The organism is Sanguibacteroides sp. AM78-02pH3A, from assembly GCF_027666085.1.
GTDB lineage: Bacteria > Bacteroidota > Bacteroidia > Bacteroidales > Marinifilaceae > Gabonibacter > Gabonibacter massiliensis.
On the sequence record NZ_JAQEHX010000002.1, the window covers coordinates 503,410 to 528,101 of the forward strand.

Below are 24,692 nucleotides of genomic sequence, written 5' to 3' on the forward strand. Positions count from 1 at the left end.
TTTGGGGACAAGAATCATATCGTCTACTATGGTAGCCTCATTGGGATTAAATAAGGTAACGGTTTTTGTTGCAGTACCAAATCCTGCAAGAGAAAATTCCAATGTGTAGGTTCCAGAGGCATTGAGAACTAACACGTATCTTCCGTTTTTATCTGTTTTGTAACGATTGCAGTACCAAGAGTGCGGACGGTGACACCTGGTAGTAATTCCATGGTCCAAAATTCTCTTACGTCTCCACCGACATAATATTTAGCCGCAAATACCTCTTCTCCTTCTATAAGCAGAAAGGAGAAGAAAAATAATCTTAAAATTAAACTTTTCATATTCGTACGATTTAATGATTAATATATGGAGGGACGAAGTATCGATTGTAATTTACAAAAAAATAGATAATAAACAAAATTTTAGACGATTTATTTTAATTCTACATAATGCTATCAATAAATTCTTTTCCTATATTTGCTTTATAAAAAAACGGTGATATGAAAACTATTCTTATAATTTTAAGCTTCCTGATCTGGGGAGGAGAAGATGGTTTTGTTTCAGCCCGGAAAGAGGAGCATGTGCGGGTATTGAGACCTTTAGAGCAATGTGAAAGAGTAACCGATTTGAATAAGTGGATAGAGCGGGTGGAGGTGATACCGTTGGATAAAGTGGAGGGAATTACAGTTTGGAGCCGTAAAATTTTGCTTGTGCCGGGGGAGAATATTATTTTGTGGGATAATCGTAATATCGCTTTTTTCGATGCTTCCGGTAAATATTTGTTTACTATTGGAAGGGAGTGTATGCCGAAGGAGGGTAATTGCGGAACTATCCGGGATGTGGCATTGGATTTTGATAAAAATGTGTTGTTGGCATTGGATTGGAAGGGAGATGTACAATTGTACGATCTGACCGATGGTCATTGGTTGGAAAGTATTCATCCGGAATATGCTGAGGCGGGAGATGCTTATGAGATTGCTCCGTCGACGGACGGTGGTTTTTTTCTCTATTTTTGTATATTGAATGAGGATAGTTTTTCAAAGCCATTCGATCAGTTAGTGTCATTTGATAAAAAGGGGAAAAAGACTGGAAGCTATCTGTCTCGTTCAGACTATACGATTCCTTTCTTCCTCATTTCTCCCTCTTATGATCGGTCTTATTATATCCGTACACAGGGAGGAGAGCATTTTTATTATAGAGTAAAAGAGGGAAAATTGGAAAAAGAGTTTAAAATTGATTTTGGAAAACGGACAATCCCTTCCGGATATGCCTTTTCTCCGCTGAAGGAAGGTAAATCGCAGATTCAATATTATTTGCAGGCGGATTATTTTAAAATGCCGATCTATTTTAAGGCGACTTCAAAAGAATTTTATTTTTCCGTTGCGGGCCCTCGTGCCGAAGCCTATTATTTTTTGTATCCCAACCGTAAGCAAAAGGGAATTTATTGGGTAGGAGAAGAAGGGGCTCCGGTACGATTTTATCATTCGGATAAGGATTATTTTTATACCATTCTATGGGATGATTGCAAGGAACTGAAGAAGACGGAAGATATTCAAAAAATAAAGGATCCTTTGAAACGTTGTGTATTGGAGCGTATCGGATTGATACAGCTTCATGCTCTGCATTACCCTTTTATTACGAAAGTTAAATTTAAATCATGATAAGCCGATGAAGTTGACATTGATCCGGCATACCCGGGTAGAAGTTCCTGCCGGGACTTGCTACGGGAATAGCGATGTAGATGTAGCGGAAACATTTCCGGAAGAGGCGGAGAAGGTGAAGGCAGGTTTAGTGGGAACGCGATTCGATGCGGTGTACTCGAGTCCTTTGCAACGATGTACGAAATTGGCTGCTTATTGCGGTTTTCCAGATCCTGTACTGGATGATCGTTTAAAAGAGTTGAATTTCGGACACTGGGAAGGAAAACGATGGGAGGAAATTAAGGATCCCAAGTTACAGGAGTGGTATGACAATTGGTTAAATGTCCAGCCCGTAGGAGGTGAAAGTTTTTTGGATCAATACAATAGGGTTACTGCCTTTTTGGATGAGTTGAGAAAGAAACCTTTTCGGGAGGTTTGTATTTTTGCTCACGGGGGAACGATTCAAGCTGTATTGATTTATGCGGGTGTTTATAATTTCAATCAAGCATTTTCAAATGATATCACGTATGGCAGTCGTACGATCGTGGAGGTCGTTTAGCATCTTTCTTCCTCTTCTTCGGCATGGCGTATGGCTTGTTTGAGTTTTCGGCGTACGTTCTTTTCGCAAACTAAAGTCAGGCCGATAATGAATAACATGACGGCTACATCGATACACATTCGAGTACTGACTCCATTGAAATCCATCATTGCTATTCGTACGATTGCAATTAATATGAGGATATAAATGAAAGCCCGTATCCGTTGTAATTTTTTTTGACAATGGAGTATTGCGTTGTTGGGAGATTCGTCCTCTTTTTTCATAAAAAATTCTTTTACGTCGTTAAATGTACGAATTATTTTTTAATAAGAGATATGAATTTCGATATGAAATTCAGTTGTTGATGCTGAGCCGGATAGTTACTCCTTTATCGTTTCTTACTTGTACGGTCTGATCTTCCGAGATGGGGTAGACGTAAGAGTAGATACAAGGTACGACCTCTTTCCCTTTTTTGTTGACATAGCCCTCTTTCCCTTTGGCTCGGACTAAAGCATAACCCATGGAATTAAACGGCTCTATATGGGTATAGATACAACGGGTAAGGGGAGCTCCTTTATCGTTTAACAGACCTACTTGATTGTCTTGGTTTAGCACGAGAATGAATTGCCGCTCTTTATCAAACCAGTATATATCTTTATAGACGGAAGGAAGGGCGATGTCTCCGTTTTCGTCCAATAAGCCCAAAGCATCGTCTTTATAAATCCGAAATAGACGGTTGCTCATTTTTCCGATGGCGTCGTAGATACAGGATGTGATTTCGTTCTGCAAACTGTCGATTAATCCGAATTTTCTCTCTTTTTTTATTTTATACACGTTTGGTGTGAAATATTCCAGTTCTTCATACCGGGGAAGAAAGACCTCTTTTCCTTTTTTGTCGATATAACCGTACAAGTTATCCTTGACAACAAGAGCGAGACCTCTCTCTCCAAAATCATCAATTCGGTCGTACGTGGTTTCGCATATTGTATTACCGTAAGCGTCGATTAATCCGAATTTCCCTTCTGCTTCTACCCGAATGATCTCCCCGTTGTATAATTCTCCGTCGGCATCGCAAAAGGTCGCCGATTGGTATTGGCAAGGCGTTACCATCTGTTTTTGGAGGTTGATAAAACCGGATAGGCTATCGTTTGTAATGGAATAAAGATAAGCCCCGAATTTTTGAATATCATTGTATAGGCAAGGGAGAATCTCTTTTCCGTCCCGGGAAACATATCCTAATTTCCCGTTTTGTTTAACGAGAGCTATGCCTGTGGAATCGAAAGCAAATATCTCATCGTAACGGAAAGGAATCATTTCTTTTCCGGAAAGGTTTATATAGCCGTATTTATTTTCTTTTCTGGCTTTGGCGACCCCTTCTTCCGGAAAGATATGAAGTTCGTCATAAAGGCAATCTACAACCTTTTCTCCTTTTAGATTGATGATTCCCTTTTTGGCGTTTTGGGTAACAATGGCCAATCCGTATTGAAAGCTTTCTGCCTGTTCGTATTTGAATGGGATCACGATCTTGCCTTTTGTATTGATGAATCCGTAACCATTGCCCATCCTGACGACTGCGATACCCTCCTTAAAATCTTTTGCCCCATCGAATTTATAAGCTACGATTTCTTCTCCCGTTTCGTTAATAAACCCCCACTTTCCATTGGCTATCTGGTGGGCGTAACCGATAAAATTGATCTGTTTTTTTTCCTTGCAGGCCAGCAACAAGCCGATCAGGCATAATAGAAGGGTATATTTCATTATGTGTACTATATAGTCTATATTTTGAAGGATTAAAAGTAATAATATTTTTTAAATAGAGTGTCTGTTCTTGATTGTATGAGTGATAAAAAACAACGCTGATCAATTTCATTTTGATCAGCGTTGTTTATATCTTACAAAGATTAAATTATTCTGCGGTAGCGGCAGCTTTATTTTTTCTTTTTCGTTCTGTCTCGTCAAGGATGATTTTGCGAAGGCGCATAGACTTGGGCGTAACCTCCACGTATTCGTCTTCCTGAATATATTCAAGAGCTTCTTCCAAACTAAATTTTACGGCAGGGGCGATGTTTACTTTATCATCGGAGCCACTGGCTCGCATATTGGTCAGTTTCTTGGATTTGCAGACATTGATAACGATATCGTCCTGACGGGTACTTTCGCCGATAACTTGTCCGGCATATACTTCTTCACCCGGATCGATGAAGAAACGTCCGCGGTCTTGCAGTTTATTGATTGCGTAAGCGAAAGTATCTCCGGCTTCCATGGCGATAAGAGAGCCGTTGGTACGCATTTCGATCTCTCCCATATAAGGTTCGAAGCCTTTCAGGCGGTGGGCCATAACGGCTTCTCCGGCCGTCGCTGTCAGTAAATTGCTTCTTAGACCGATGATTCCCCTTGAGGGGATATCGAATGTAAGGTGAACCCGTTCATTCCGGTGTTCCATGTTGGTCATGGTACCTTTTCGACGGTTAACCATTTCAATCGCTTTTCCTGAAAGTTCCTCCGGTAAATCGATCGTTAACTCTTCGACGGGTTCGCATTTGACGCCGTTGATCTCTTTTATGATTACTTTGGGTTGTCCTACTTGTAACTCGTAACCCTCCCGGCGCATGGTCTCGATAAGAACGCTCAGGTGTAATACACCCCGTCCGAATACGACAAATGAATCGGCTGTTAATCCGGGTTGTACCCGTAAAGCAAGATTCTTTTCCAGTTCCCGGTCCAAACGTTCCTTGATATGGCGGGAAGTTACGTATTTACCGTCTCTTCCGAAGAAGGGAGAGTCGTTGATGGTAAATAGCATACTCATGGTCGGCTCGTCGATTGCAATGGGAGCGAGAGCCTCCGGATTCTCGAAATCCGCAATCGTATCGCCGATCTCAAATCCTTCGATTCCCACTAACGCGCAGATCTCGCCGCACTCTACTTCTTCCACTTTTTGTTTACCCATCCCCTCGAATATCATTAAATCTTTGATTCTGGATTTTACCATCGTTTCTCCGTCCCGCTTACATAACGTTACGGCCATTCCGGATTTTAGCTTGCCGCGGGTTAGTTTCCCGATGGCAATACGTCCCACGTAAGAGGAGTATTCCAGGGAGGTAATTAACATTTGTGGAGTTCCTTCCTGTATTTTAGGAGCGGGAATATCTTTGATAATAGCGTCTAATAACGGGGTAATATCAGTTGTCGGCTTATGCCAATCCGTTGACATCCAACCTTGTTTGGCACTACCGTAAACAACGGTGAAATCGAGTTGCTCTTCGGTAGCGTCCAAAGAGAACATAAGATCAAATACCTGTTCATAAACAAAATCCGGTCTGCAATTGGTCTTGTCTACTTTATTAACAACCACGATGGGTTTTTTACCTAAAGCAAGAGCTTTTTGAAGAACGAAACGGGTTTGAGGCATAGTTCCCTCGAAGGCATCTACCAATAGGAGAACACCGTCGGCCATATTCAGAACGCGTTCGACCTCTCCACCGAAATCGGCATGTCCCGGTGTGTCAATGATATTGATCTTATAGTCTTTGTAATGAACGGATACGTTTTTAGCCAATATGGTAATTCCTCGTTCTCTTTCCAGATCATTATTATCGAGCAATAGATCGCCTTTGTTTTCTGTTTCTCTGAATAAATTTCCTTGGTAAATCATTTTGTCGACCAGTGTCGTTTTCCCGTGATCGACATGTGCGATAATCGCAATGTTTCTAATTTTCTGCATTTTGCTCCTTTATGGTATTGTTCCAAATAGGGCGCAAAGGTAATGCATTTTATTGGAAAGTGAATCAGTTGGATATAAAAAATATAAAAAAGGGACTTCGGAGTCCCTTTTTTATGATGCGATAGAATCAGCAATCAACGCGGTTTGCGCTTCCTAACACGTTAATTGTTTTGTGTTTATATAATTCCTTTAATGATTCGCGTGCCGGCCCGAGGTATTTACGCGGATCGAATTCTGCCGGTTTCTGGGCAAATACTTCACGAATAGCGGCTGTCATTGCCAAACGTCCGTCGGAATCGATGTTGATTTTGCAGACGGCTGATGTCGCTGCTTTACGTAATTGTTCTTCCGGAATACCTACGGCATCTTTTACGGCTCCCCCGTATTTGTTGATAATGGCAACCTTGTCTTGAGGAACTGAAGAAGAGCCGTGAAGTACGATCGGGAATCCCGGGATCCTTTTTTCTATCTCCTCGAGGATATCAAAGCGTAAAGGAGGCGGAATCAAAATTCCCTCTGCATTCCGGGTACATTGTTCCGGTTTGAATTTGTTGGCTCCGTGGGAAGTTCCGATAGAGATAGCCAATGAATCCACCCCTGTTCTTTTCACGAAATCTTCTACCTGTGCAGGACTGGTATAGACGTGTTCAGCTGCTTTCACGTCGTCTTCGATTCCGGCTAAAACTCCTAATTCTCCCTCAACGGTTACGTCGAATTGGTGAGCATAGTCTACCACTTTCTTCGTTAGAGCGATATTTTCTTCGTACGGGAGGGCCGAACCGTCAATCATGACAGAAGAAAAGCCCATTTCAATACAAGATTTACATAATTCAAAGGTGTCACCATGATCTAAATGAAGGGCAATAGGTATATTGCATCCCAATTCTTTTGCATATTCGACAGCCCCTTGTGCCATGTAACGCAAAATGGTTTGATTGGCATATTTTCGAGCTCCGCTGGAGACTTGTAAGATTACCGGTGATTTGGTTTCTACGCAAGCTCCGATGATGGCTTGCATCTGTTCCATATTGTTGAAATTGAAAGCCGGGATGGCGTATTTGCCTTCCATTGCCTTCTTGAACATCTCTCTGGTGTTAACCAGTCCTAAGTCTTTGTAATTAACCATAGCTGATATTTTTTATAATCTGCATCAAAGTTAAGGATTAAAAACAGAGTTTTCCAAGAAAAACCGGAAAAAATTTCAAACGTTTGCGTAACCTGTTAATTTCATGTTGTCCGGAAATACAAGGATTGAAGATGGGAATTGAAATTCATACCCGATATTGCGACGCACCCCTGTTTGCAATCTTGTTAAAATGTCTGGTGTACGATTAGGTCGTCCCATGCGCTATCTTGTTTCACCATTCGATCTCTTCTAAACCATGTGCTTTTAAATAGGTATTGGCTTGACTGAAGTGGTGATTTCCAAACCATCCGCCCCGATTGGCCGATAAGGGAGAAGGATGAACGGATTTTAATACCAAATGGCGTTGCGTATTGATGAAAGCTCCTTTGCGCTGGGCATAAGAACCCCATAGCATGAAAACGAGGTGCTCCTTTTTTTCGGCTAATAGTTTGATAACGGCATCCGTGAACTCTTCCCAGCCTTTATTCTGGTGGGAGCCGGCCTGATGAGCCCTTACAGTCAAGGTAGCGTTCAGGAGTAGAACCCCCTGATCGGACCAGCGTTCCAAATTTCCGGAAGAAGGTATGGCTGATCCCAAATCGTTGTTGATCTCTTTAAAAATGTTTTGTAAAGATGGTGGTTGTTCTATTCCTTCCGGTACGGAAAAACAAAGGCCGTGAGCCTGTCCCGGCCCGTGGTAGGGATCTTGTCCCAAAATGACGACTTTCGTGTTTTCAACGGGACAATGGTCAAAAGCGTTAAAAATAAGTTTTCCCGGGGGGAATATTCGGTTATGCTTATACTCTTCTTTCACAAATTGAATGAGCTCTGAAAAATAAGGTTTTTCAAATTCTTCCTTTAAAAGGTCTTTCCAGGATTCTTCTATTTTAACGTCAGGCATGGTAGGTAGAATTTAGATTATAATTAAAGATTTGATGATTTACGATTGGGTGATTTTGAAAAGTCATTATTTGACAGGCTTTATCTTTAGTTCAAAAAGTTTAGGCCAGCGTTTACCGGTAACATATAGGGTCCCTTTTTGGGCATTGTAGGCAATACCGTTCAGTACGTCATCATTTTCATCTAACTTGCCGCTCTCCTCCTTTGTTAATAAGTCGGGCAGATGCAATTCTTGTTTGACGACCCCTGTTTGCGGATCGATAACGGCAATTCGATCGGTTAGCCAAACGTTGGCCCAGATCATGCCGTTTATGAACTCCAGTTCGTTTAGATTCAGGACGGGACCGTTATGGTCGAAAACCTCTACTCTTTTCAATATATTGAAAGTTTCCGGATCGAGGTGATAGAGGACATGAGTTCCGTCACTCATGATCAGTTTGTCGTCCATTGTGGTAATGCCCCAACCTTGAGTTTGGTAATCGAACGTGGTTTCCAGCGTGAAAGTATTCAGGTCGTAAACAAATCCTTTGTGTGATTTCCAGGTAATTTGATAAATTTTGTCTTTATAGATGGTAATACCTTCTCCGAAATAGGACCTGTCAAGGTGAAGGACGGATAGTATTTTATTGTTTTGAAGATCTGTTTTTCGTAAAGAGGAGGCTCCGTATTGTCCGGTTCCTTCGTACATGAAATTGTCGTGAAATACAAGACCTTGGGTGTAGGCGCGGTTGTCGTGAGGGAAGGTGTTTATAAGTTGGTAATCGAGAGATACAGGAGCTTTGTTTGGTTTAATGACGATCGGCATGGTAGCAATCCCCTGTCTCTGGTTAGGATGGAAAGCCATGACTTTTATCGTTTGAGTTCCGCATTTCCCTTCCGGGATTTTGAAGATATACTCCCGGGTATTACTGTCTAATGTGGTGATCCTTGAGTTATTGTACAGGATATGAGAAGAATCGATTTTATATCGTTTGTCGTAAGCGAAATTTATTTTGATTTTCTCTCCGAATACACACGTGTCGTTTTTTTGAGGATAGATAATCTGGATGCTCTTAACGTATCTCGTCGTATTTTCCGGTGATGGTTTCGCATTTGCCGAAACCGACGTTGCGTTTTTGTTTTTAGGCTTTGTCTCCGTTTTGCACGAGATGAACACCAATGTAAATAATAATGCGTAGAATATGTATGTCATTGATTTTTAATTATAATTATCTTCCTCCTGTGAAGAGGGTAAAAGAAGCCTTCTTATTCGAGGCTCCATTCGTATCCGTCTTTTGTATCCTTAATAAGGATTCCTGCATTTTTTAATTCGTCACGAATCTGATCGGAAGTGGCCCAGTCTTTATTTTGGCGTGCTACTTTCCGCACGTTCATCATCGCCTCGATTACTTTGTCTAAAGCTTGGTTGCTTGCCCCGGAATCCTCCTCGCTTTTTAATCCCAGAATATCAATTACGATGTCCTGGTATAGTTTTTTCAATTTATCTAAATTTTCGGTGTTTATTTTTTCATGGCCTGCACTGATCGAATTGATGATCCGTACACCGTCGAATAGATGGGAGATTAGAATAGGAGTATTCAAATCATCGTTTAGCGCTTCGAAACATTCCTTTATCAAGGAGTCCACATCTACCGTATTCTCTATTGACGGCTTCAGTTTATTCAATTGGTTGACGGCGGACATAAGACGTTCGTAACCTTTTTGGGCCGCTTTTAATGCTTCGTTTGAGAAATCGAGCGGGCTGCGATAATGGGCTTGGAGAATAAAGAACCGAACCGTCATGGGGGAGTAGGCTTGTTCCAGTACGTCATTTTCTCCCGAGAAAAGTTGATCCAAGGTGATAAAGTTACCTAACGATTTCCCCATTTTTTGTCCGTTGATGGTTACCATATTATTATGCATCCAGTACCTTACGGCGTCGTGTCCGTACGCGGCCGCACTTTGGGCGATTTCGCATTCGTGATGAGGAAATTGTAAATCCAACCCTCCCCCGTGGATATCAAACGTTTCTCCCAGGTATTTTTGACTCATACAAGAACATTCTAAATGCCAGCCCGGGAATCCTGTTCCCCAGGGGGAAGGCCACCGCATGATGTGTTCCGGGGAGGCTTTTTTCCAGAGAGCGAAATCCAACGGGTTTCTTTTTTCTCCTTGTCCGTCTAACTGGCGTGTATTGGAAAATAACTCTTCTATTTTTCGGCCGGAAAGTTTTCCGTAATGGAATTTCCGGTTGTAGTGTTCTACATCGAAATAGATATTGCCGTTACTTTCATAAGCGAAACCGTTATCGATAATCTTTTTGATTAACTCCTGTTGTTCTATGATGTGTCCCGAAGCGTGAGGTTCTATACTGGGAGGAAGTGTATTCAGATCTTCCATGTTTTTATGATAACGGTTGGTATACAATTGGACGATTTCCATCGGTTCCAGTTGTTCCAATTTCGCTTTTTTGCCGATTTTGTCCTCTCCTTCGTCCGCGTCGTTGACTAAATGACCTACATCAGTGATATTCCGGATGTATCTTACCTTATAACCCAAGTATTTCAGGTATCTGAAAAGCAAATCGAACGTGATAGCCGGACGGGCATGTCCCAAATGAGCATCCCCGTACACGGTAGGACCGCATACGTACAATCCGACAAATGGAGGGTTAAGAGGTTCGAACAGCTCCTTTTTCCGATCTAATGTATTGTATATCGTCAGTTTATTTTCCATGGTATTTTTAGTCATTTGTTTCGGATAACAAAAGTAAGAAAAAAATAAAAAACAACTTCTCTATTTTTATAAAGTTTAAAAACAGGGGAAGAGAAGAGCATGGGATAGGCGTTTTACTCCTGCGGCTTATACTTCAAGGCTTCCGGGATCAGGGCTTTTAATTGAGCGATCCGTTTTTCGTCTGCCGGGTGGGTGGATAAGAATTCGGCTTGTTTGCCTCCCCCTGCTGCTGCCATTCGTGACCAAAAGGCCGTGGCTTCATTGGGATCGTAACCGGCCATTGTCATAAAGATCAGTCCCAAATGATCGGCTTCCGATTCGTGTTTACGTGAAAAAGGCAAGATGATGCCGACGTTGGCTCCGATTCCGATTACCTGTTCCAGTAACGCTTTTCTTGCTGCCCCCTGGGATTGGCCGAGTAATTCGCTTGCGGCAGTACTACCGTATTGAACCAATGCTTGTTGACTCATTCGTTCGTTGCTGTGATGGGCTACGGCATGAGCGATTTCGTGTCCCATAACGACAGCGATGCCCGCTTCGTTTTGGCAGTAGGGCAAAATCCCTTCATAGAATACCACTTTTCCTCCGGGCATACACCAGGCGTTGGGTTCATTGCTGACTACCAGATTAAATTCCCATTGGAAATTTTGAATTTCGGATTCTAAACCGTGTTCTCTCAGGTATTGTTCCACGGCTTTGGATATGCGGGCCCCTACTTTCCGAATCCGGTTTTTGGCCGAATCGTCGCTCGATAATTTATTCTCTTTAATAAAACTGCTGTAAGAAGTCAGGCTGGTTTGTACCATCTGGTCTTCCGGAAATAAAATAAGTTGATGACGTCCCGTGATGGGTACGGTGGCACATTGGTACATCAATAGAAGGAAAGAGCCTAATAGGGTAATACGGGTAAATTTCTTTTTCATCGTTTGATTTCTTTTTTATTTCGAATGCTAAAATATAATACGTACCTGAAAAATGCAATGTTTTTCAATAGAGAATCTTTCGGAAAAAATGAGTTACTTTTTGCCCGTTGGACAGCATCCCGTTAACAATCTATTTTTATTGGGTTAAAAGGTAATAGATAGATAATAGAAACAAGATTTTCTTTTATTGAATTATTTTGAGGGAAATACTTTTATTTTTGTGTTAAAATGAAAAGTAATGAATCGGAGAATTCTTCAATTGGCCGTTCCGTCGATTATATCTAATATAACGGTCCCGTTATTGGGTTTAGTCGATGTGGCTATCGTGGGGCATTTGGGTGCGACTGCTTATATCGGGGCGATTGCGGTAGGAGGATTGCTGTTTAATATTTTATACTGGAATTTCGGTTTTTTGCGAATGGGTACGAGCGGGTTGACTTCGCAGGCTTATGGACGGAAAGACGCTTCGGCGGAAACGAGGGTTTTGGTACAGGCGGTTTGTGTCGGGTTGGTCTCTGCAATCGCCTTATTGTTGTTGCAATACCCGATCGAGCGTTTGGCTTTTCACCTGTTGGATACCAGCGATGAAGTAGAACGGTATGCCGTAGCCTATTTTCGGGTTTGCATCTGGGGAGCTCCGGCTGTTTTGACTTTGTATGGTTTTAAGGGATGGTTTATCGGAATGCAAAATTCCCGTTTCCCCATGTATATTGCTATTGCGGTGAATACGGTTAATATTTTGTGCAGCCTTTGTTTCGTTTTTGGATTTAAGATGAAGGTGGAAGGAGTTGCCTTGGGAACCGTGGTGGCCGAATATGGCGGCTTGGCCATGGCGGTTGTTTTATGGGTGAAGAAATACGGCTATTTGCGGGTAAGGGTTGTTTTGCGGGAAAGTTTATATTTAACGGCTATGCAGCGTTTTTTCGCGGTGAACCGGGATATTTTTTTGCGTACATTCTGTTTGATTGCCGTAACTACTTTTTTTACTTCCACGGGGGCCCGTCAGGGGGACGTGATATTGGCGGTTAATACTCTGTTGATGCAGCTTTTTACACTGTTTTCTTATATTATGGACGGTTTTGCTTATGCCGGGGAAGCTTTAGCAGGCCGTTACGTGGGTGCTTGTAATTTAAAGCAATTGAAACATGCTGTCCGTAATCTGTTCGCTTGGGGAGTCGGACTATCTTTGTTTTTTACTCTTTTATACGCGGTAGGAGGGAAAAATTTTTTAAGTATATTGACGGATGATACGGAGGTCATACAGGCTTCGGCTACTTATTTTTATTGGGTTTTGGCTATTCCGTTAGCCGGATTTTCCGCTTTCTTATGGGATGGAATACTTATAGGTGCCACTGCAACGAAACAGATGCTTGGGGCTATGTTGATAGCTTCATTCGCTTTTTTCTTCATTTTTTATACTTTTTCCGGGAGTACCGATAATCATATGCTTTGGCTGGCTTTTCTGGTCTATCTTTCTTTGCGGGGAATCATGCAAACGCTTTGGAGTCGTAAGATTTTTACACTGCAATATTTACAAAAAATAGGTTGTAAATAATTTTCGAGTGTTTCCGGATCATTTAGATCTATCGGTTTCGGGTATTGTCGTGTATTGTAAAAATGTTATTTTTGCACGGTTGGATGAAAATTAGTAAAAATTAAATGTATGAGTGTGACAACAGAAAAGAAAAAAGTGAAGTTCAGTAAAGCGTTTTGGGTTGCCAACACGGTCGAATTATTAGAGAGAGCGGCGTATTACGGTGTTTTTGTCGTAATCACCCTGTATTTGAGTAATGTATTGGGTTTTTCAGATATTCAGGCTGCTACTATCGCGGGAATATTTTCCGCTTGTTTGTATTTCTTGCCTACTTTCTCGGGAGCTCTTGCCGACAAAATAGGATTTCGTAAGTCCATGTTACTGGCTTTTTTGTTATTGACGTTAGGGTATTTGGGATTAGGGGTATTTCCGACTTTTTTGGCTTCTACCGGATTGGTGGAATACGGATACGAAACTCGTTTTAACGGATTGCAGGATAGTAACTATCGTTACGGTATCTTACCGATTATGGCTTTGATCGTTGTCGGCGGATCTTTTATTAAAAGTGTTATTTCCGGTACCGTGGCCAAGGAAACGGACGAGAGTACCCGAGCGAAAGGTTTTGCTATTTTTTACGGGATGGTAAATATCGGGGCTTTTTCCGGCAAGGTATTGGTGACGCCGTTAAGAGATTCTATGGGACATGAGGGGATGATCGTCTTGAATTATTTCTCTGCCTCCATGACATTTTTAGCTTTAATAGCTATTTATTTTATGTATAAAAGCGATAAACATGCGGGAGAAGGAAAATCTTTCCGGCAGATATGGGTCGCTTTGATGAAAGTCTGTACGAACGCCCGTCTGCTTATTTTAATTTTAATCATTACGGGATTCTGGATGGTGCAACATCAGTTATACGCGACGATGCCCAAATACGTGATCCGGTTGGCCGGGGAAGGAAGTGCTATCGGGTGGTATGCTAACGTGAATCCGTTGGTGGTTGTGTTGACGGTGAGTTTGATTACGCAATTGATGCGAAAAAAATCGGCATTATTTTCTATGACGGTAGGCATGTTTATTATGCCGGTATCGGCTTTATGTATGGCTTCGGGTAATATGTTGAGCAATAGTGAGATTGTTGGAATGCATCCGGTCGCTTTTATGATGATCGTGGGTATCGTGTTCCAGGGATTAGCTGAAGTATTTATTTCTCCCCGTTTTCTGGAGTATTTTTCTTTACAGGCTCCTAAAGGAGAGGAAGGGCTTTATCTCGGATTTAGCCATTTGCATTCGTTTCTCTCTTCTATTTTCGGTTTCGGATTGTCCGGATTCCTGTTGAGTAAATATTGTCCGGACCATGCTTTGTTTAGTAGCGAGGCGGAGTGGGCGGCGGCAGCTTCAAATGCTCATTATATCTGGTATTATTTTGCCGGTATTGCTTTGGTTTCGGCTATCGCTTTGATCATTTACGGAAAAGTGGTACGTTACATAGATGCCCGGAAACAGGAGATGGGTAACGAATAACTACGTAGTATATATCGGAATGAAAAGGTGTTTCTCCTCGTATTTAGGAAAAACACCTTTTGATTTAAGGTTTGGTTTGTTTTACAGTACGGGTGATTTGTTTGGAATGGAAAGGGATACGACTAACGGAAAATAGTTCGTGTTTTTGAGCTGAAACCCTTATGGAGGTAACAAAAGGCTTCTTTGTTGTTGCCTTGCCTTTTGTCAATACATGTCCGTTACGGGAAGGATCACCGTCATAGATGATGATATCATGATGAAGGGGAACCTCCGAAGATTCTTGGATGATGAATTTTAATTCTATGTTTTTCATCGGGGTATTTTGATGCAGAACGCCATGTGCTTTATTGTTCCAGGCGATAGTAATACCTATACAGACTACGGTAATAGTTAAGATTAAAAATCGGGTCATGTTATTCTTTTATGTTTGTGTAAAGATTACGTGAGAAAAGAAATTCAGGTTACATCCTGATAAGTAGGAGATTGGAAAAAAGTTATTATCCGGGAGTTGCCGTAGGGAATTGGAATTTCTTTATTAGATTTGTAAAATATCTATTTTTGTAGTTTTAGTAAGGAGGTTTTGTAAAGAGGTATGGATACAATCATAGCGTTATTTGAACGGAGTTGCGAGAAATTTTCCGAAAGTCCTTATTTGTGGGAGAAGAGAGATGGAAAATATATATCCACGTCTTATCGGGAGGTTAGAGAGAAAGTAATAGATTTTGCCGGAGCTTTACTCTCTTTGGGGATGAATAAGGGAGACCGGGCAGCTCTTTTGAGTGAAGGATGTAATCGTTGGGTGTATGCTGAACTGGGGGTATTGTACGCGGGAGGGGTAAATGTACCTTTAAGTATCAAATTGACAAGTGATGAAATCTTATTTCGGATAGAACATTCGGGAGTTCGTTTTTTAATTGTTTCTTCTTATTATTTCCGTCGGATACGTGAAATGAGCTCCCGTTTGCTCCAAGTAGAGAAGATCATTGTATTCGATTATGAGGGAGAAGAGGAGCGTACTCTCTCTTTCGAGTCTCTTTTGTCTGAAGGCAAGTTGTGGTTAGCATCTAATTCTCACGTCTTGAACGATCGGGTTCGGTCTGTTCGGGCAGATGATCTGGTAAATATCTCTTATACTTCGGGAACAACGGCAGACCCTAAAGGGATTATGTTGTCGCATGGGAATTATGTGACGAACGTGTTACAGGCTGATTCGCTGATACAGATTCCATCGTCTTATAAGGTGCTTTTGTTTCTGCCTTGGGATCATAGTTTCGCTCATACGGTAGGCATCTACTCTTTTATGTATAACGGAGCTTCGTTGGCTTCGGTAGATTTTGGAAATTCTCCTATGGAATATTTAAGGAATATTCCGGTGAATCTTTTGGAAATAAAACCTCATGTCTTGCTTAGTGTGCCGGCATTAGCGAAAAACTTCAGAAAAAATATAGAGGCCGGTATACGGGCGAAAGGACGCTTTATATGGAAGTTATACCGATGGGGGCTGAAAGCTGCATATCGTTATAATGGTCTGGGAGATGATAGGGGAAAAGGTGGAAAGGCATTTTGGTGGCCTTGGGTTAAAATGGCGGATGGGTTTATTTTCTCTAAAATTCGTCGGAGTTTCGGTGGAAATTTGCAATTCTTTGTCGGGGGAGGGGCTTTGTTGGATATCGAACTACAACGCTATTATGCAGCCTTGGGGATTCCTATGTTACAAGGGTACGGATTGACGGAAGCCTCGCCTGTTATCAGCTCCAATACGCCGGAACGGTATCGTTTCGGTTCTTCCGGTATGGTCGTGAAGCCATTGGAGTTGAAAATATGTGACGAGGAGGGAAAGGTTCTTCCGGTTGGAGAACAGGGAGAGGTATGGATTAAGGGAGGCAACGTGATGCTGGGCTATTGGCGGAATGAAGAAAATACAAAAGAATATATCATAGACGGATGGTTGCGTACCGGTGACATCGGTTATCTTGGGAGAGAGGGGTGGCTTTATGTTTTAGGCCGGTACAAATCCTTGTTGATAGCTAACGATGGGGAAAAATACAGTCCTGAGGGGATTGAAGAGGCAATCGTGGAACACTCCCGCTATATCGAATGTTGTATTTTATACAATAATCAATCTCCATACACGGTCGGGCTGATCGTACCGAATAAAACAGCATTGGAGGAGTATATTATGCAGCAGGAGGTGGAACCGAATACCATGGATGCCTATCGCTCCATGGCCTTGAAGCTGGAAGAGGAGTTGATAGCTTTCAGAAAGGGAGGAAAATGGGCCAATTTGTTTCCGGAACGTTGGCTTCCAGCGGTTACCGGAATACTTCCTGAAACTATTGGGGAACAAAACGGTTTGATGAACTCTACCATGAAGGTCGTGAGACGTAACGTGATCGAGCATTTTAAAGCGGAAATTGATTACCTTTACACTCCGGAGGGGAAAGCTATTACGAATAAGCGCAACCTTCAGAATTTAAAACGAATAATGTCATAATCGATTGAAATATAATTATTATGCGTAGGAGAACGAGACAGGTTAAAATTGGAAATACGTTTATTGGGTCGGAGTATCCGGTTCTTGTACAGTCCATGCTAAACACGAGTACGATGGATACTTTCGCTTGTGTGGAACAGGCTGTCCGAATTATTGAGGCAGGGGGAGAGTTAGTAAGAATTACGGCTCCGGGAAGAAGAGAGGCAGAAAATTTGAAAAATATACATATTGCTTTACGGGAAAAAGGATATCGGGAACCTCTTTCGGCAGATATTCATTTTAATCCGGTAGCTGCTATGATTGCGGCTCGTTATGTCGAGAAAGTGAGGATAAATCCGGGGAATTTTGTGGATAAACGGGCTACGTTTGAACATTTGGAATATACGGAAGAAGAGTATACGGAGGAGTTGGAGCGTTTGCGGGCGAAATTCACTCTTTTTTTGAACGTGTGCCGGGAATATCATACGGCGGTACGTATCGGTACGAATCATGGTTCTTTATCCGATCGGATTATGAGTCGGTATGGAGATACTCCTGAAGGAATGGTAGAGGCGACGATGGAATATCTTCGAGTATGTCGGGATGAAGAATTTAATGATGTGGTGATCTCTTTGAAATCCAGCGATTGTCGAGTAATGGTGGAAGCCGTTCGTCTGTTAGTCAGGGAGATGGAGAAAGAGGGGATGGATTATCCGTTGCATTTGGGAGTGACAGAAGCCGGGGAGGGGGAGGACGGGCGAATTCGTTCGGCTGTGGGGATAGGAACTCTGTTGAATGAAGGGATCGGAGATACGATTCGGGTTTCTTTAACGGAGGCTCCGCAAAAAGAGATCCCGATAGCTCAACGGCTGGTACGGATTTGTACTCCTGAATATCGTTCGGAATTTCCCGTTTGGAAATCTCATTTTGTTAAACCTTTGATCGTGGCGGATATTTCTCATGTGGATTGTATCGACGAGCGAATTACGGCAGGATTGGATTTTCACGTTGCCGCAGTCAATGATCCGGTTTACGGTGATTTGCTGAAAGCAGGAAAACAGGCTCCGGAGATTATTTACACGGAAGCTTTGGGACCGGAATTAACCAAATTACCGGAGAGTGTGAAGATCCTTGTCCCCTATGAGAATATTGATGTCGCTCACGTGTATAACCGGAATGCAGTTGCCTTGATTGGGGTGAGGGAGTTTTTAACCTTGGAGGAGGAACCGGAAGGTAATGGCGTATTCGTAGAGATACGGGGTGTGGAGGAGATAAATCAGGAATTGGCCGTGAAATTGCAAAGAGAAGAAGAGGCTATTTTGGTATTGACACCGACGGAAGTGCTTTATTCCAACTATCGCCATCTTTTGGAACGATTGGCTGAATTGAACATCAAAAACCGGGTAATTATCCGGGCGGTCGTTTCGGGAGAAGAAATAGATGATTTGAATCTGCGAGTTGCCGCTCATGTCGGAGGATTATTTATAGATCGTCAGGGATACGGTCTATGGATTAGTTATCCTCAGGCGGGTAACCCTTTTGACGCCCTATCCATTAGTCGGAATATTCTTCAGTCAGCCGGAGTTAGGCGCTATAAAACAGAGTTTATTAGTTGTCCGGGATGTGGACGTACGTTGTATAATTTAGAGGAGTCGGTTGCTAAGGTGAAAAAAGCCTTTGCTCATTTGAGTAAATTGAAAATTGCCGTGATGGGCTGTATTGTAAATGGCCCAGGAGAGATGGGTGATGCCGATTACGGTTACGTGGGGGCTGGAAACGGGAAAGTGAATCTTTACCGGGGAAAAGAAGTCGTTCGGATTGCCGTTCCCGAGAGCGAAGCTCTCGAAGCATTAAAACAGGTGATCATAGATAATGGAGATTGGGAGTAAACGAAGGAACTTTTTTGATTTTGTGGTGATCGACATGTTATAATTCGTCTATCTTTGCGGCCGTTTTTATTCAACAGCTAAATAGATCTTATGTCACAAAATACACCTTTGATTTTAGGTACGGAGAAAATCGGGAAATTACTTCTTCGTTATGCTATTCCGGCCATTATTGCAATGACGGCCTCCTCTTTATATAATATGGTCGATAGTATTTTCATCGGCCACGGGGTCGGCCCGTTGGCTATTGCCGGATTGGCGGTGACATTTCCTCTGATGAATTTAGCGGCAGCTTTCGGTTCGCTTGTAGGTGTCGGCGCATCTACTTTGGTGGCCATAAAATTGGGACAAAAGGATAAAGAGAGTGCAACGCATGTATTGGGGAATGTTATCGTTTTGAATATAATCATTGGAGCGTTGTTTATGGTGCTGATGCTGATTTTTTTAAAACCGGTACTTCTTTTTTTCGGGGCGAGTCCCGAAACATTACCTTATGCGGAAGATTATATGCAAGTTATTTTGGCCGGAAATTTGGTAACGCATGTATATTTAGGATTGAATGAGGTATTGAGGGCTTCCGGTTATCCTCAAAAGGCAATGGCGGCAACATTGATGGCGGTGCTGGTAAATTGCGTGTTGGATGCCCTTTTTATTTTCGTGTTGGATTGGGGAATACGCGGAGCTGCTTATGCTACCGTCCTTGCTCAGGTCTTGGCCTTGAGTTGGGAGTTGATGCATTTCTTTAATCCGAAAAGTTTTCTTCATTTTCAAAAAGGTATTTTCGGTTTAAAAAGAAGCATAGTGGGAGGGATGCTTGCTATCGGTTTATCTCCTTTTTTAATGAATTTATGTGCTTGCTTGGTAGTCATATTGATTAATAAAAGTTTGAAAGTACATGGAGGGGATATGGCGATAGGAGCGTATGGTATCGTAAATAGAGTGGTTTTTTTGTTTATTATGATTGTGATGGGTTTCAACCAGGGGATGCAACCCATTGCCGGATATAATTTTGGAGCTCGACAATTTGATCGCTTGATTCGGGTGTTGAAATATACCCTGATTTGCGGTATCAGTGTAACGACTTCCGGTTTTTTGATAGGTCAGATTTTTCCTCGGCCTATTATTTATCTTTTTACCGTACATGCCGAGTTGGTTGAAATTGCTTCGAGCGGGTTGAGGATTGTGCTTGCTGCATTTCCTTTGGTCGGTTTTCAGATGGTTACTTCCAGCTTTTTTCAGTCCATCGGGATGGCTAAAAAAGCTATTTTCCTTTCTTTGACGCGCCAATTGTTATTTTTGATTCCCGCTCTTTTGATATTTCCTCATTTTTGGGGTACGACGGGAGTTTGGGCCAGTATGCCGACAGCCGATGTTATTGCTTCTGTCGTGACGGGATGTATGTTGCATTGGCAATTGAAACGGCTAAAGATTTCGAATTTGCTTTGATTGCGATGTTTTGTTGTTTTAGGCTATGGGCTCTCGCGAATATTTTGATTTAAAATAGGCTCCGGCACCTTATAGGAAAGAAAAAATAAGTAATTTTGTATGTATAACTAATCCTAAATAAAGTGTTATGGAAAATTGTGTTGTTACAATCGGTAGGCAATTCGGCAGTTGCGGTAAGCAAATCGGACAAAAATTATCCGAAAAATTGGGAATTGCTTTTTATGATAAGGAGTTAATCGCATTAGCTTCTCAGGAAAGCGGATTGTGTAAAGAATTTTTTGAGAAGGCGGATGAACAGAATTCCGGTAGTTTATTGCATGCTTTTGCCGCGGGCTTTACTTTCGGCGGATTTCAATATAACGATTTTCTTTCCAATGAAAAACTATTTCAAATTCAGTCGGATGTTATCCGTAAATTGGCGGAAGAGAAATCTTGTGTTATTGTAGGACGTTGTGCGGATTATATTCTGCGGGAGAAAAAAAATTGTGTGAATATTTTTATTCATGCTCCGTTGGATGAACGGATAAAAACCGTGATGCGGCGGGAAAACATATCCGAGCATGATGCTTCGGAGCTTATTCGTAGAATGGATAAAACTCGTCCGGGATATTATAACTATTACACGGATAAAGAGTGGGGAGTAGCTTCTTCCTATCATTTATCTATCGACTCTTCTCTTTTGGGAATTGATCGTAGCGTAGATTTTATACAGGAATTTGTAAAAGAAATGATCTCTTGTTGATGTAATGAATACGGGATTTTAGAAAAGTATGGTTTTACGAATGTTATAAGTTTAAGGGGGCTTTGGATAGGCCCCCTTAAAATTGGATTGTTTATTTGAGTTCACAAGAGATTCGGGTTTCGTTCGGACTTGCTTGATGATTCTCTTTTTGTTTTAGGCCTGACTTGGCCCGAGGATTTGTCTCTTTTCCGGACAACGAGAATGTTCCGCTGTCGCTTTTGGTAACGGTTTCGGGGATATTCTTTTTATATTCGGTCCAAATTAATTTTACCGGAACTTTGTTGTAACCTTCCGGCACAATGGAAGTTAGGTCAAAAGATACTCTGCCGTAGCTCCAAACATATGAATCTGTGTTTTGGGCATCGGGTTTTTCTCCGTATGCATTATGGCGTAAAGTGATATATACGGAGTCGTTGTGTAATCCCATATCGTCTTGAACCAGATTGATGAAGTGTTTTTCAGAGGAGCCTTTCTTTACCGGAATTTTGAATTCGACATTCAAGTATTTTCCGCCGAACCATGCTTCCGTGATATTAATGGGATCGTTACCGATGCTGTCGTTTCGGACGGCTTCATTTTCTTTAATGAAGGATTCTTTTACGGGGACTTTACAAAGTACATCGTCAATATCGTATAAACGGATGTAATAAATCATTTTGCCATTTAGGCTTGTTTCCTCCCTTTCACTCCCGATAATGGAGTAATTGGCAACAACCCGTAGACCTTCTTTTACTTCATCGCCATTGAGACGTACTCCTTCGGAGAGAATCAGTTTATTTCCGTCATCCCGGCGGATAACGTATTTGGATTGGGAATTATCGACTTTTTCAAGATTACCATAGCTTATCCACGAATTTCCGTTCCCAACGTAGTAATATTCATCATCGTCATCGCATGACGTAAAGAAGAAGACGGCTAAAAAGCAAATTAACGCCAATTTCCATGTTTTATTTTCCATAGCTGTTTTTAATTATAAAGTTCATCTATATGATGCACTACTTTAAAAAAGGTTGCGTCAATTCGATTGTAATTTTTAATTAACGAGATCGGGAGATTGAAGGACTAAGAGATCCAATGATTGAATTGAATCTCTTAATCGATCGTCGGTACATTACCCCGTTCCTATGGGTTGTTATTCAGCCATGAAGATTTCCGGTTCTTTTCGGTCATGGAAGTTCCTGAAAAGAAATTCCGTAAAAGGAGTATTGAATATTCTGGCTTGGCTGGGGCATTGTTTTACACAGGCACAACATTTAATACAAGTTTCATCGTTGCTTATGATTTCGTCTTTCAGTTGAATGGCTTCGACAGGGCATATTTCGACGCAAAATCCGCATCGGGTACATAAATCTTTTAGGGTTTTCGGTGAGGCTGGAGTTTTGGGTTTCTTTTCTTTGTAAGGAATATTTCCTTTCACCTCCAATAAAGGGATATCGCTGGTTGAACCATAGATATGCAATTGTTCCACGCTTTTTCTCCCTAATGTTTTTGCTATTTGCAAATCGGATGGGTCGGGCCGTCCGGGAGCGGTTGGCATTGTGGAGGTACTGTAAGAATGTTCTCCGATGAAGGCTCCTCCACTAATGGGAATAAAACCGAGTTCGTTTACCGTATCTCTTAATTCGATTAAGGCATCTTCGTAATCTCTATTACCATACAAAACGGCGATAATGGCTGGTGATTGATGGGCTTTAATGATTTTTAATCGATCCAATGCCGTTTGCGCAACTCGACCCGCGTAAGTTGGAACAGCTATGATTGTTAATGTATTCTCAGCTTCGATTGATGTTGCGTTTGACGCAGGCGTCAAGTCGATCTCTTTTCCGATGGGAAGTTGAATTCCTTTTGCGATGGCCCTTGCCACTTCCCGAGAAGTGTGAGTTGGTGAAAAATAGATCAATTGAATGGTATTGAATTTCATTTTGTTGCAGATTAATTATTTGCGGTAAAGATAAATATAAAAAACAAAGATTAATGTCCGGCGAAAATGAGATTTTTATTTTGTATCGGAGCAATGGCGTGAATTTCTGAAATAGAAATTGCCGAAGCCGGTATATGGATAAATTCAAAATAGAAGGTAATTCCTAAAATAATAGTCGAAACGAGTAGCTTATGTTGTATTTTTCCGTAGAATATATAGATGGGTAATGGTACAAAATGCAGAGTGTTATGAAAAATATTTATATTACGGGGATACATGGTTTTATCGGAGAAACCATACGAGGTATTTTTGAAAAATATGGATATAAGGTCAATGCGATTCCGAGAAACGTGTTGTTTGAGGGAGGGATGGCATTGAAGGAATATATCGAAGATGCTGACGTGATTGTTAATCTTGCCGGTAAAAGTATTATGGGCCGTTGGACAGCTCGCGGGAAGGAAGAGATTATGCGTTCCAGGGTATTGGCGACTCGAAACCTGGTGAGGGCCGTCAATGCGCTTCAGCGAAAACCTCAGGTTTTCATCAATGCTTCGGCCGTGGGTATATATAAGGAAGGGAGCGTAAGTGATGAAAATGCTACAACTTATGATTCCGGTTTTTTGGCAGAAGTTGTGAAGGGTTGGGAAAAAGAAGTAGCGTATTTGGAGGATGTGCGTAAGGTTATTTTGAGATTCGGAATCGTGCTGGGGAAAAATGGGGGAGTTTTGAAACAACTCAAACGATCCTTTCGATTTCATTTATTCTTGATCATGGGAAGCGGGAAGCAAGTTTTTCCGGTGGTGCATGTTAAGGATATTGCCGGTTTTATCCGGTACGCCATAGAAAACAGAGATATTGAAGGGATTTACAATATGGTTATTCCAAATTCACTTAGTTATTTAGAGTTTACCAAAGCCTTGGAAGAACATATTAGAATAAAAATAACAATAAAAGTTCCTGAGAAAGTATTACTGATGCTGTTGGGAGAATCTGCTTTGGTATTGACTCGCTCTGCTAATGTGATCCCCTTTCGAACGTTACATTCCGGCTATCGAATGCAATACCCCGATTTAAAATCGATCTTGTCAGATGTTTTAATTGACGATTAGAATGATTTAGTGATTCAATGATTTAGTGATTCAATGATTCAAATCTCCTAATCCCTTAATCTCCTAATCTCCCAATCATTTAATCTCCTAATCTCTTCTTTTCATCTTTTAATTTTCGTTCTCGCTGTGTTGTCGAGTCTTTTCTTTTCGTTGTCGGTAGTTTTTCGGGAAAAAAACATTTTTTAATTCTTTCAGGTTCAGCGTGATAATTGCCTGTTAAATTTTTTCCTGGAAAAAATGTGATAAAAAATTTGGAAAAGGGGATAAAGTTGTTTTATCTTTGCACCCGCTTTCCGGAGGGGTAGCGAGATGAAACGGGCTTGGAGGTGTTGAACGAGGGTGTTGAAAAAAGTTCGAAAAAAATAGTGAAAAAGATTTGGAAGGTGAAAATAAAAGGTGTTATCTTTGCGTCCGCTTTCGCCGTTAAAAATGGGGGAAGCCGGTAGATAGAGAGACGAGTTCTTGAACATATTGAAGTGAAAAAGACGAACAAGCGAGCGCGAGCCGTC

General features: G+C 41.6%; 21 protein-coding genes. 9 read left to right on the forward strand and 12 right to left on the reverse strand.

Annotated elements, in window-relative coordinates; translation table 11 throughout:
- Nucleotides 1-128: 128 nt before the first annotated feature.
- Nucleotides 129-323 (reverse strand): hypothetical protein, encoded by a 195-nt coding sequence (locus tag PGR74_RS04890; RefSeq protein ID WP_041504631.1) that lies wholly within the window; start codon nucleotides 321-323, stop codon nucleotides 129-131.
- Between the two features lie 159 nt (nucleotides 324-482).
- Between PGR74_RS04890 and PGR74_RS04895 the strand changes: the two genes are divergently transcribed.
- Nucleotides 483-1,643, forward strand: coding sequence for a hypothetical protein (locus tag PGR74_RS04895; protein WP_270516799.1), 1,161 nt, complete (start codon nucleotides 483-485; stop codon nucleotides 1,641-1,643).
- Nucleotides 1,644-1,650: 7 nt separating this feature from the next.
- Nucleotides 1,651-2,181: an alpha-ribazole phosphatase gene (cobC, locus tag PGR74_RS04900; protein ID WP_041504633.1), complete on the forward strand. Its 531-nt coding sequence runs from the start codon at nucleotides 1,651-1,653 to the stop codon at nucleotides 2,179-2,181.
- Here cobC and PGR74_RS04905 read toward each other — a convergent pair.
- From PGR74_RS04905 to PGR74_RS04940, 8 genes are all read right to left on the reverse strand, one after another.
- On the reverse strand, nucleotides 2,178-2,444 hold the full coding sequence (locus PGR74_RS04905) for a hypothetical protein (protein WP_041503552.1): 267 nt from the start codon (nucleotides 2,442-2,444) through the stop codon (nucleotides 2,178-2,180). The two genes, cobC and PGR74_RS04905, sit on opposite strands and share 4 nt — an antisense overlap.
- A gap of 70 nt (nucleotides 2,445-2,514) precedes the next feature.
- Complete coding sequence (locus PGR74_RS04910) at nucleotides 2,515-3,918, reverse strand: WG repeat-containing protein (RefSeq protein WP_110688521.1); 1,404 nt, start codon at nucleotides 3,916-3,918, stop codon at nucleotides 2,515-2,517.
- Between the two features lie 148 nt (nucleotides 3,919-4,066).
- Nucleotides 4,067-5,884, reverse strand: a complete 1,818-nt coding sequence (typA, locus tag PGR74_RS04915; protein ID WP_041504635.1) for a translational GTPase TypA — start codon at nucleotides 5,882-5,884, stop codon at nucleotides 4,067-4,069.
- Nucleotides 5,885-6,011: 127 nt separating this feature from the next.
- Nucleotides 6,012-7,010, reverse strand: coding sequence for a class II fructose-bisphosphate aldolase (locus PGR74_RS04920; RefSeq protein WP_041503555.1), 999 nt, complete (start codon nucleotides 7,008-7,010; stop codon nucleotides 6,012-6,014).
- A gap of 232 nt (nucleotides 7,011-7,242) precedes the next feature.
- Nucleotides 7,243-7,911 (reverse strand): uracil-DNA glycosylase, encoded by a 669-nt coding sequence (ung, locus tag PGR74_RS04925; protein WP_041503556.1) that lies wholly within the window; start codon nucleotides 7,909-7,911, stop codon nucleotides 7,243-7,245.
- A gap of 66 nt (nucleotides 7,912-7,977) precedes the next feature.
- The gene (locus tag PGR74_RS04930; RefSeq protein ID WP_052634627.1) at nucleotides 7,978-9,102 is read right to left on the reverse strand and encodes a glutaminyl-peptide cyclotransferase; all 1,125 of its coding nucleotides are present in this window, start codon (nucleotides 9,100-9,102) and stop codon (nucleotides 7,978-7,980) included.
- Nucleotides 9,103-9,155: 53 nt separating this feature from the next.
- Complete coding sequence (gene cysS / locus PGR74_RS04935) at nucleotides 9,156-10,625, reverse strand: cysteine--tRNA ligase (RefSeq protein WP_110688538.1); 1,470 nt, start codon at nucleotides 10,623-10,625, stop codon at nucleotides 9,156-9,158.
- A gap of 113 nt (nucleotides 10,626-10,738) precedes the next feature.
- Nucleotides 10,739-11,548, reverse strand: coding sequence for a M48 family metallopeptidase (locus PGR74_RS04940; RefSeq protein WP_041503557.1), 810 nt, complete (start codon nucleotides 11,546-11,548; stop codon nucleotides 10,739-10,741).
- A gap of 238 nt (nucleotides 11,549-11,786) precedes the next feature.
- Here PGR74_RS04940 and PGR74_RS04945 point away from each other — a divergent pair, with 238 nt between their 5' ends.
- A complete protein-coding gene (locus PGR74_RS04945) occupies nucleotides 11,787-13,103 on the forward strand; it encodes an MATE family efflux transporter (RefSeq protein WP_041503558.1) in 1,317 nt (438 codons plus the stop codon).
- A gap of 108 nt (nucleotides 13,104-13,211) precedes the next feature.
- Nucleotides 13,212-14,606, forward strand: a complete 1,395-nt coding sequence (locus PGR74_RS04950) for an MFS transporter (RefSeq protein ID WP_041503559.1) — start codon at nucleotides 13,212-13,214, stop codon at nucleotides 14,604-14,606.
- Nucleotides 14,607-14,670: 64 nt separating this feature from the next.
- Here PGR74_RS04950 and PGR74_RS04955 read toward each other — a convergent pair whose 3' ends face one another.
- Complete coding sequence (locus PGR74_RS04955) at nucleotides 14,671-15,018, reverse strand: hypothetical protein (protein ID WP_041503560.1); 348 nt, start codon at nucleotides 15,016-15,018, stop codon at nucleotides 14,671-14,673.
- Between the two features lie 180 nt (nucleotides 15,019-15,198).
- Between PGR74_RS04955 and PGR74_RS04960 the strand changes: the two genes are divergently transcribed.
- The 4 genes from PGR74_RS04960 to PGR74_RS04975 all read left to right on the forward strand — a co-directional run bounded on the left by PGR74_RS04960 (nucleotide 15,199) and on the right by PGR74_RS04975 (nucleotide 21,153).
- Complete coding sequence (locus PGR74_RS04960) at nucleotides 15,199-17,100, forward strand: AMP-dependent synthetase/ligase (protein ID WP_041503561.1); 1,902 nt, start codon at nucleotides 15,199-15,201, stop codon at nucleotides 17,098-17,100.
- A 20-nt stretch (nucleotides 17,101-17,120) separates the two neighbouring features.
- On the forward strand, nucleotides 17,121-18,968 hold the full coding sequence (gene ispG / locus PGR74_RS04965; protein ID WP_041504637.1) for a (E)-4-hydroxy-3-methylbut-2-enyl-diphosphate synthase: 1,848 nt from the start codon (nucleotides 17,121-17,123) through the stop codon (nucleotides 18,966-18,968).
- 90 nt (nucleotides 18,969-19,058) lie between these two features.
- The gene (locus tag PGR74_RS04970; protein WP_041503563.1) at nucleotides 19,059-20,411 is read left to right on the forward strand and encodes an MATE family efflux transporter; all 1,353 of its coding nucleotides are present in this window, start codon (nucleotides 19,059-19,061) and stop codon (nucleotides 20,409-20,411) included.
- Between the two features lie 127 nt (nucleotides 20,412-20,538).
- The gene (locus PGR74_RS04975) at nucleotides 20,539-21,153 is read left to right on the forward strand and encodes a cytidylate kinase-like family protein (RefSeq protein ID WP_041503564.1); all 615 of its coding nucleotides are present in this window, start codon (nucleotides 20,539-20,541) and stop codon (nucleotides 21,151-21,153) included.
- 91 nt (nucleotides 21,154-21,244) lie between these two features.
- On the opposite strand, the gene PGR74_RS04980 is transcribed toward PGR74_RS04975, so the two are convergent.
- Entirely contained in the window at nucleotides 21,245-22,111 is an 867-nt protein-coding gene (locus tag PGR74_RS04980) for a NigD1/NigD2 family lipoprotein (protein WP_041503565.1), read from the reverse strand.
- Between the two features lie 174 nt (nucleotides 22,112-22,285).
- Nucleotides 22,286-23,074, reverse strand: a complete 789-nt coding sequence (locus PGR74_RS04985; protein ID WP_041504638.1) for a 4Fe-4S binding protein — start codon at nucleotides 23,072-23,074, stop codon at nucleotides 22,286-22,288.
- Nucleotides 23,075-23,322: 248 nt separating this feature from the next.
- Between PGR74_RS04985 and PGR74_RS04990 the strand changes: the two genes are divergently transcribed.
- Nucleotides 23,323-24,183 carry a TIGR01777 family oxidoreductase gene (locus tag PGR74_RS04990; protein WP_041503567.1) on the forward strand — a complete coding sequence of 287 codons (861 nt, stop codon included), beginning with the start codon at nucleotides 23,323-23,325 and terminating at the stop codon, nucleotides 24,181-24,183.
- Nucleotides 24,184-24,692: the final 509 nt, after the last annotated feature.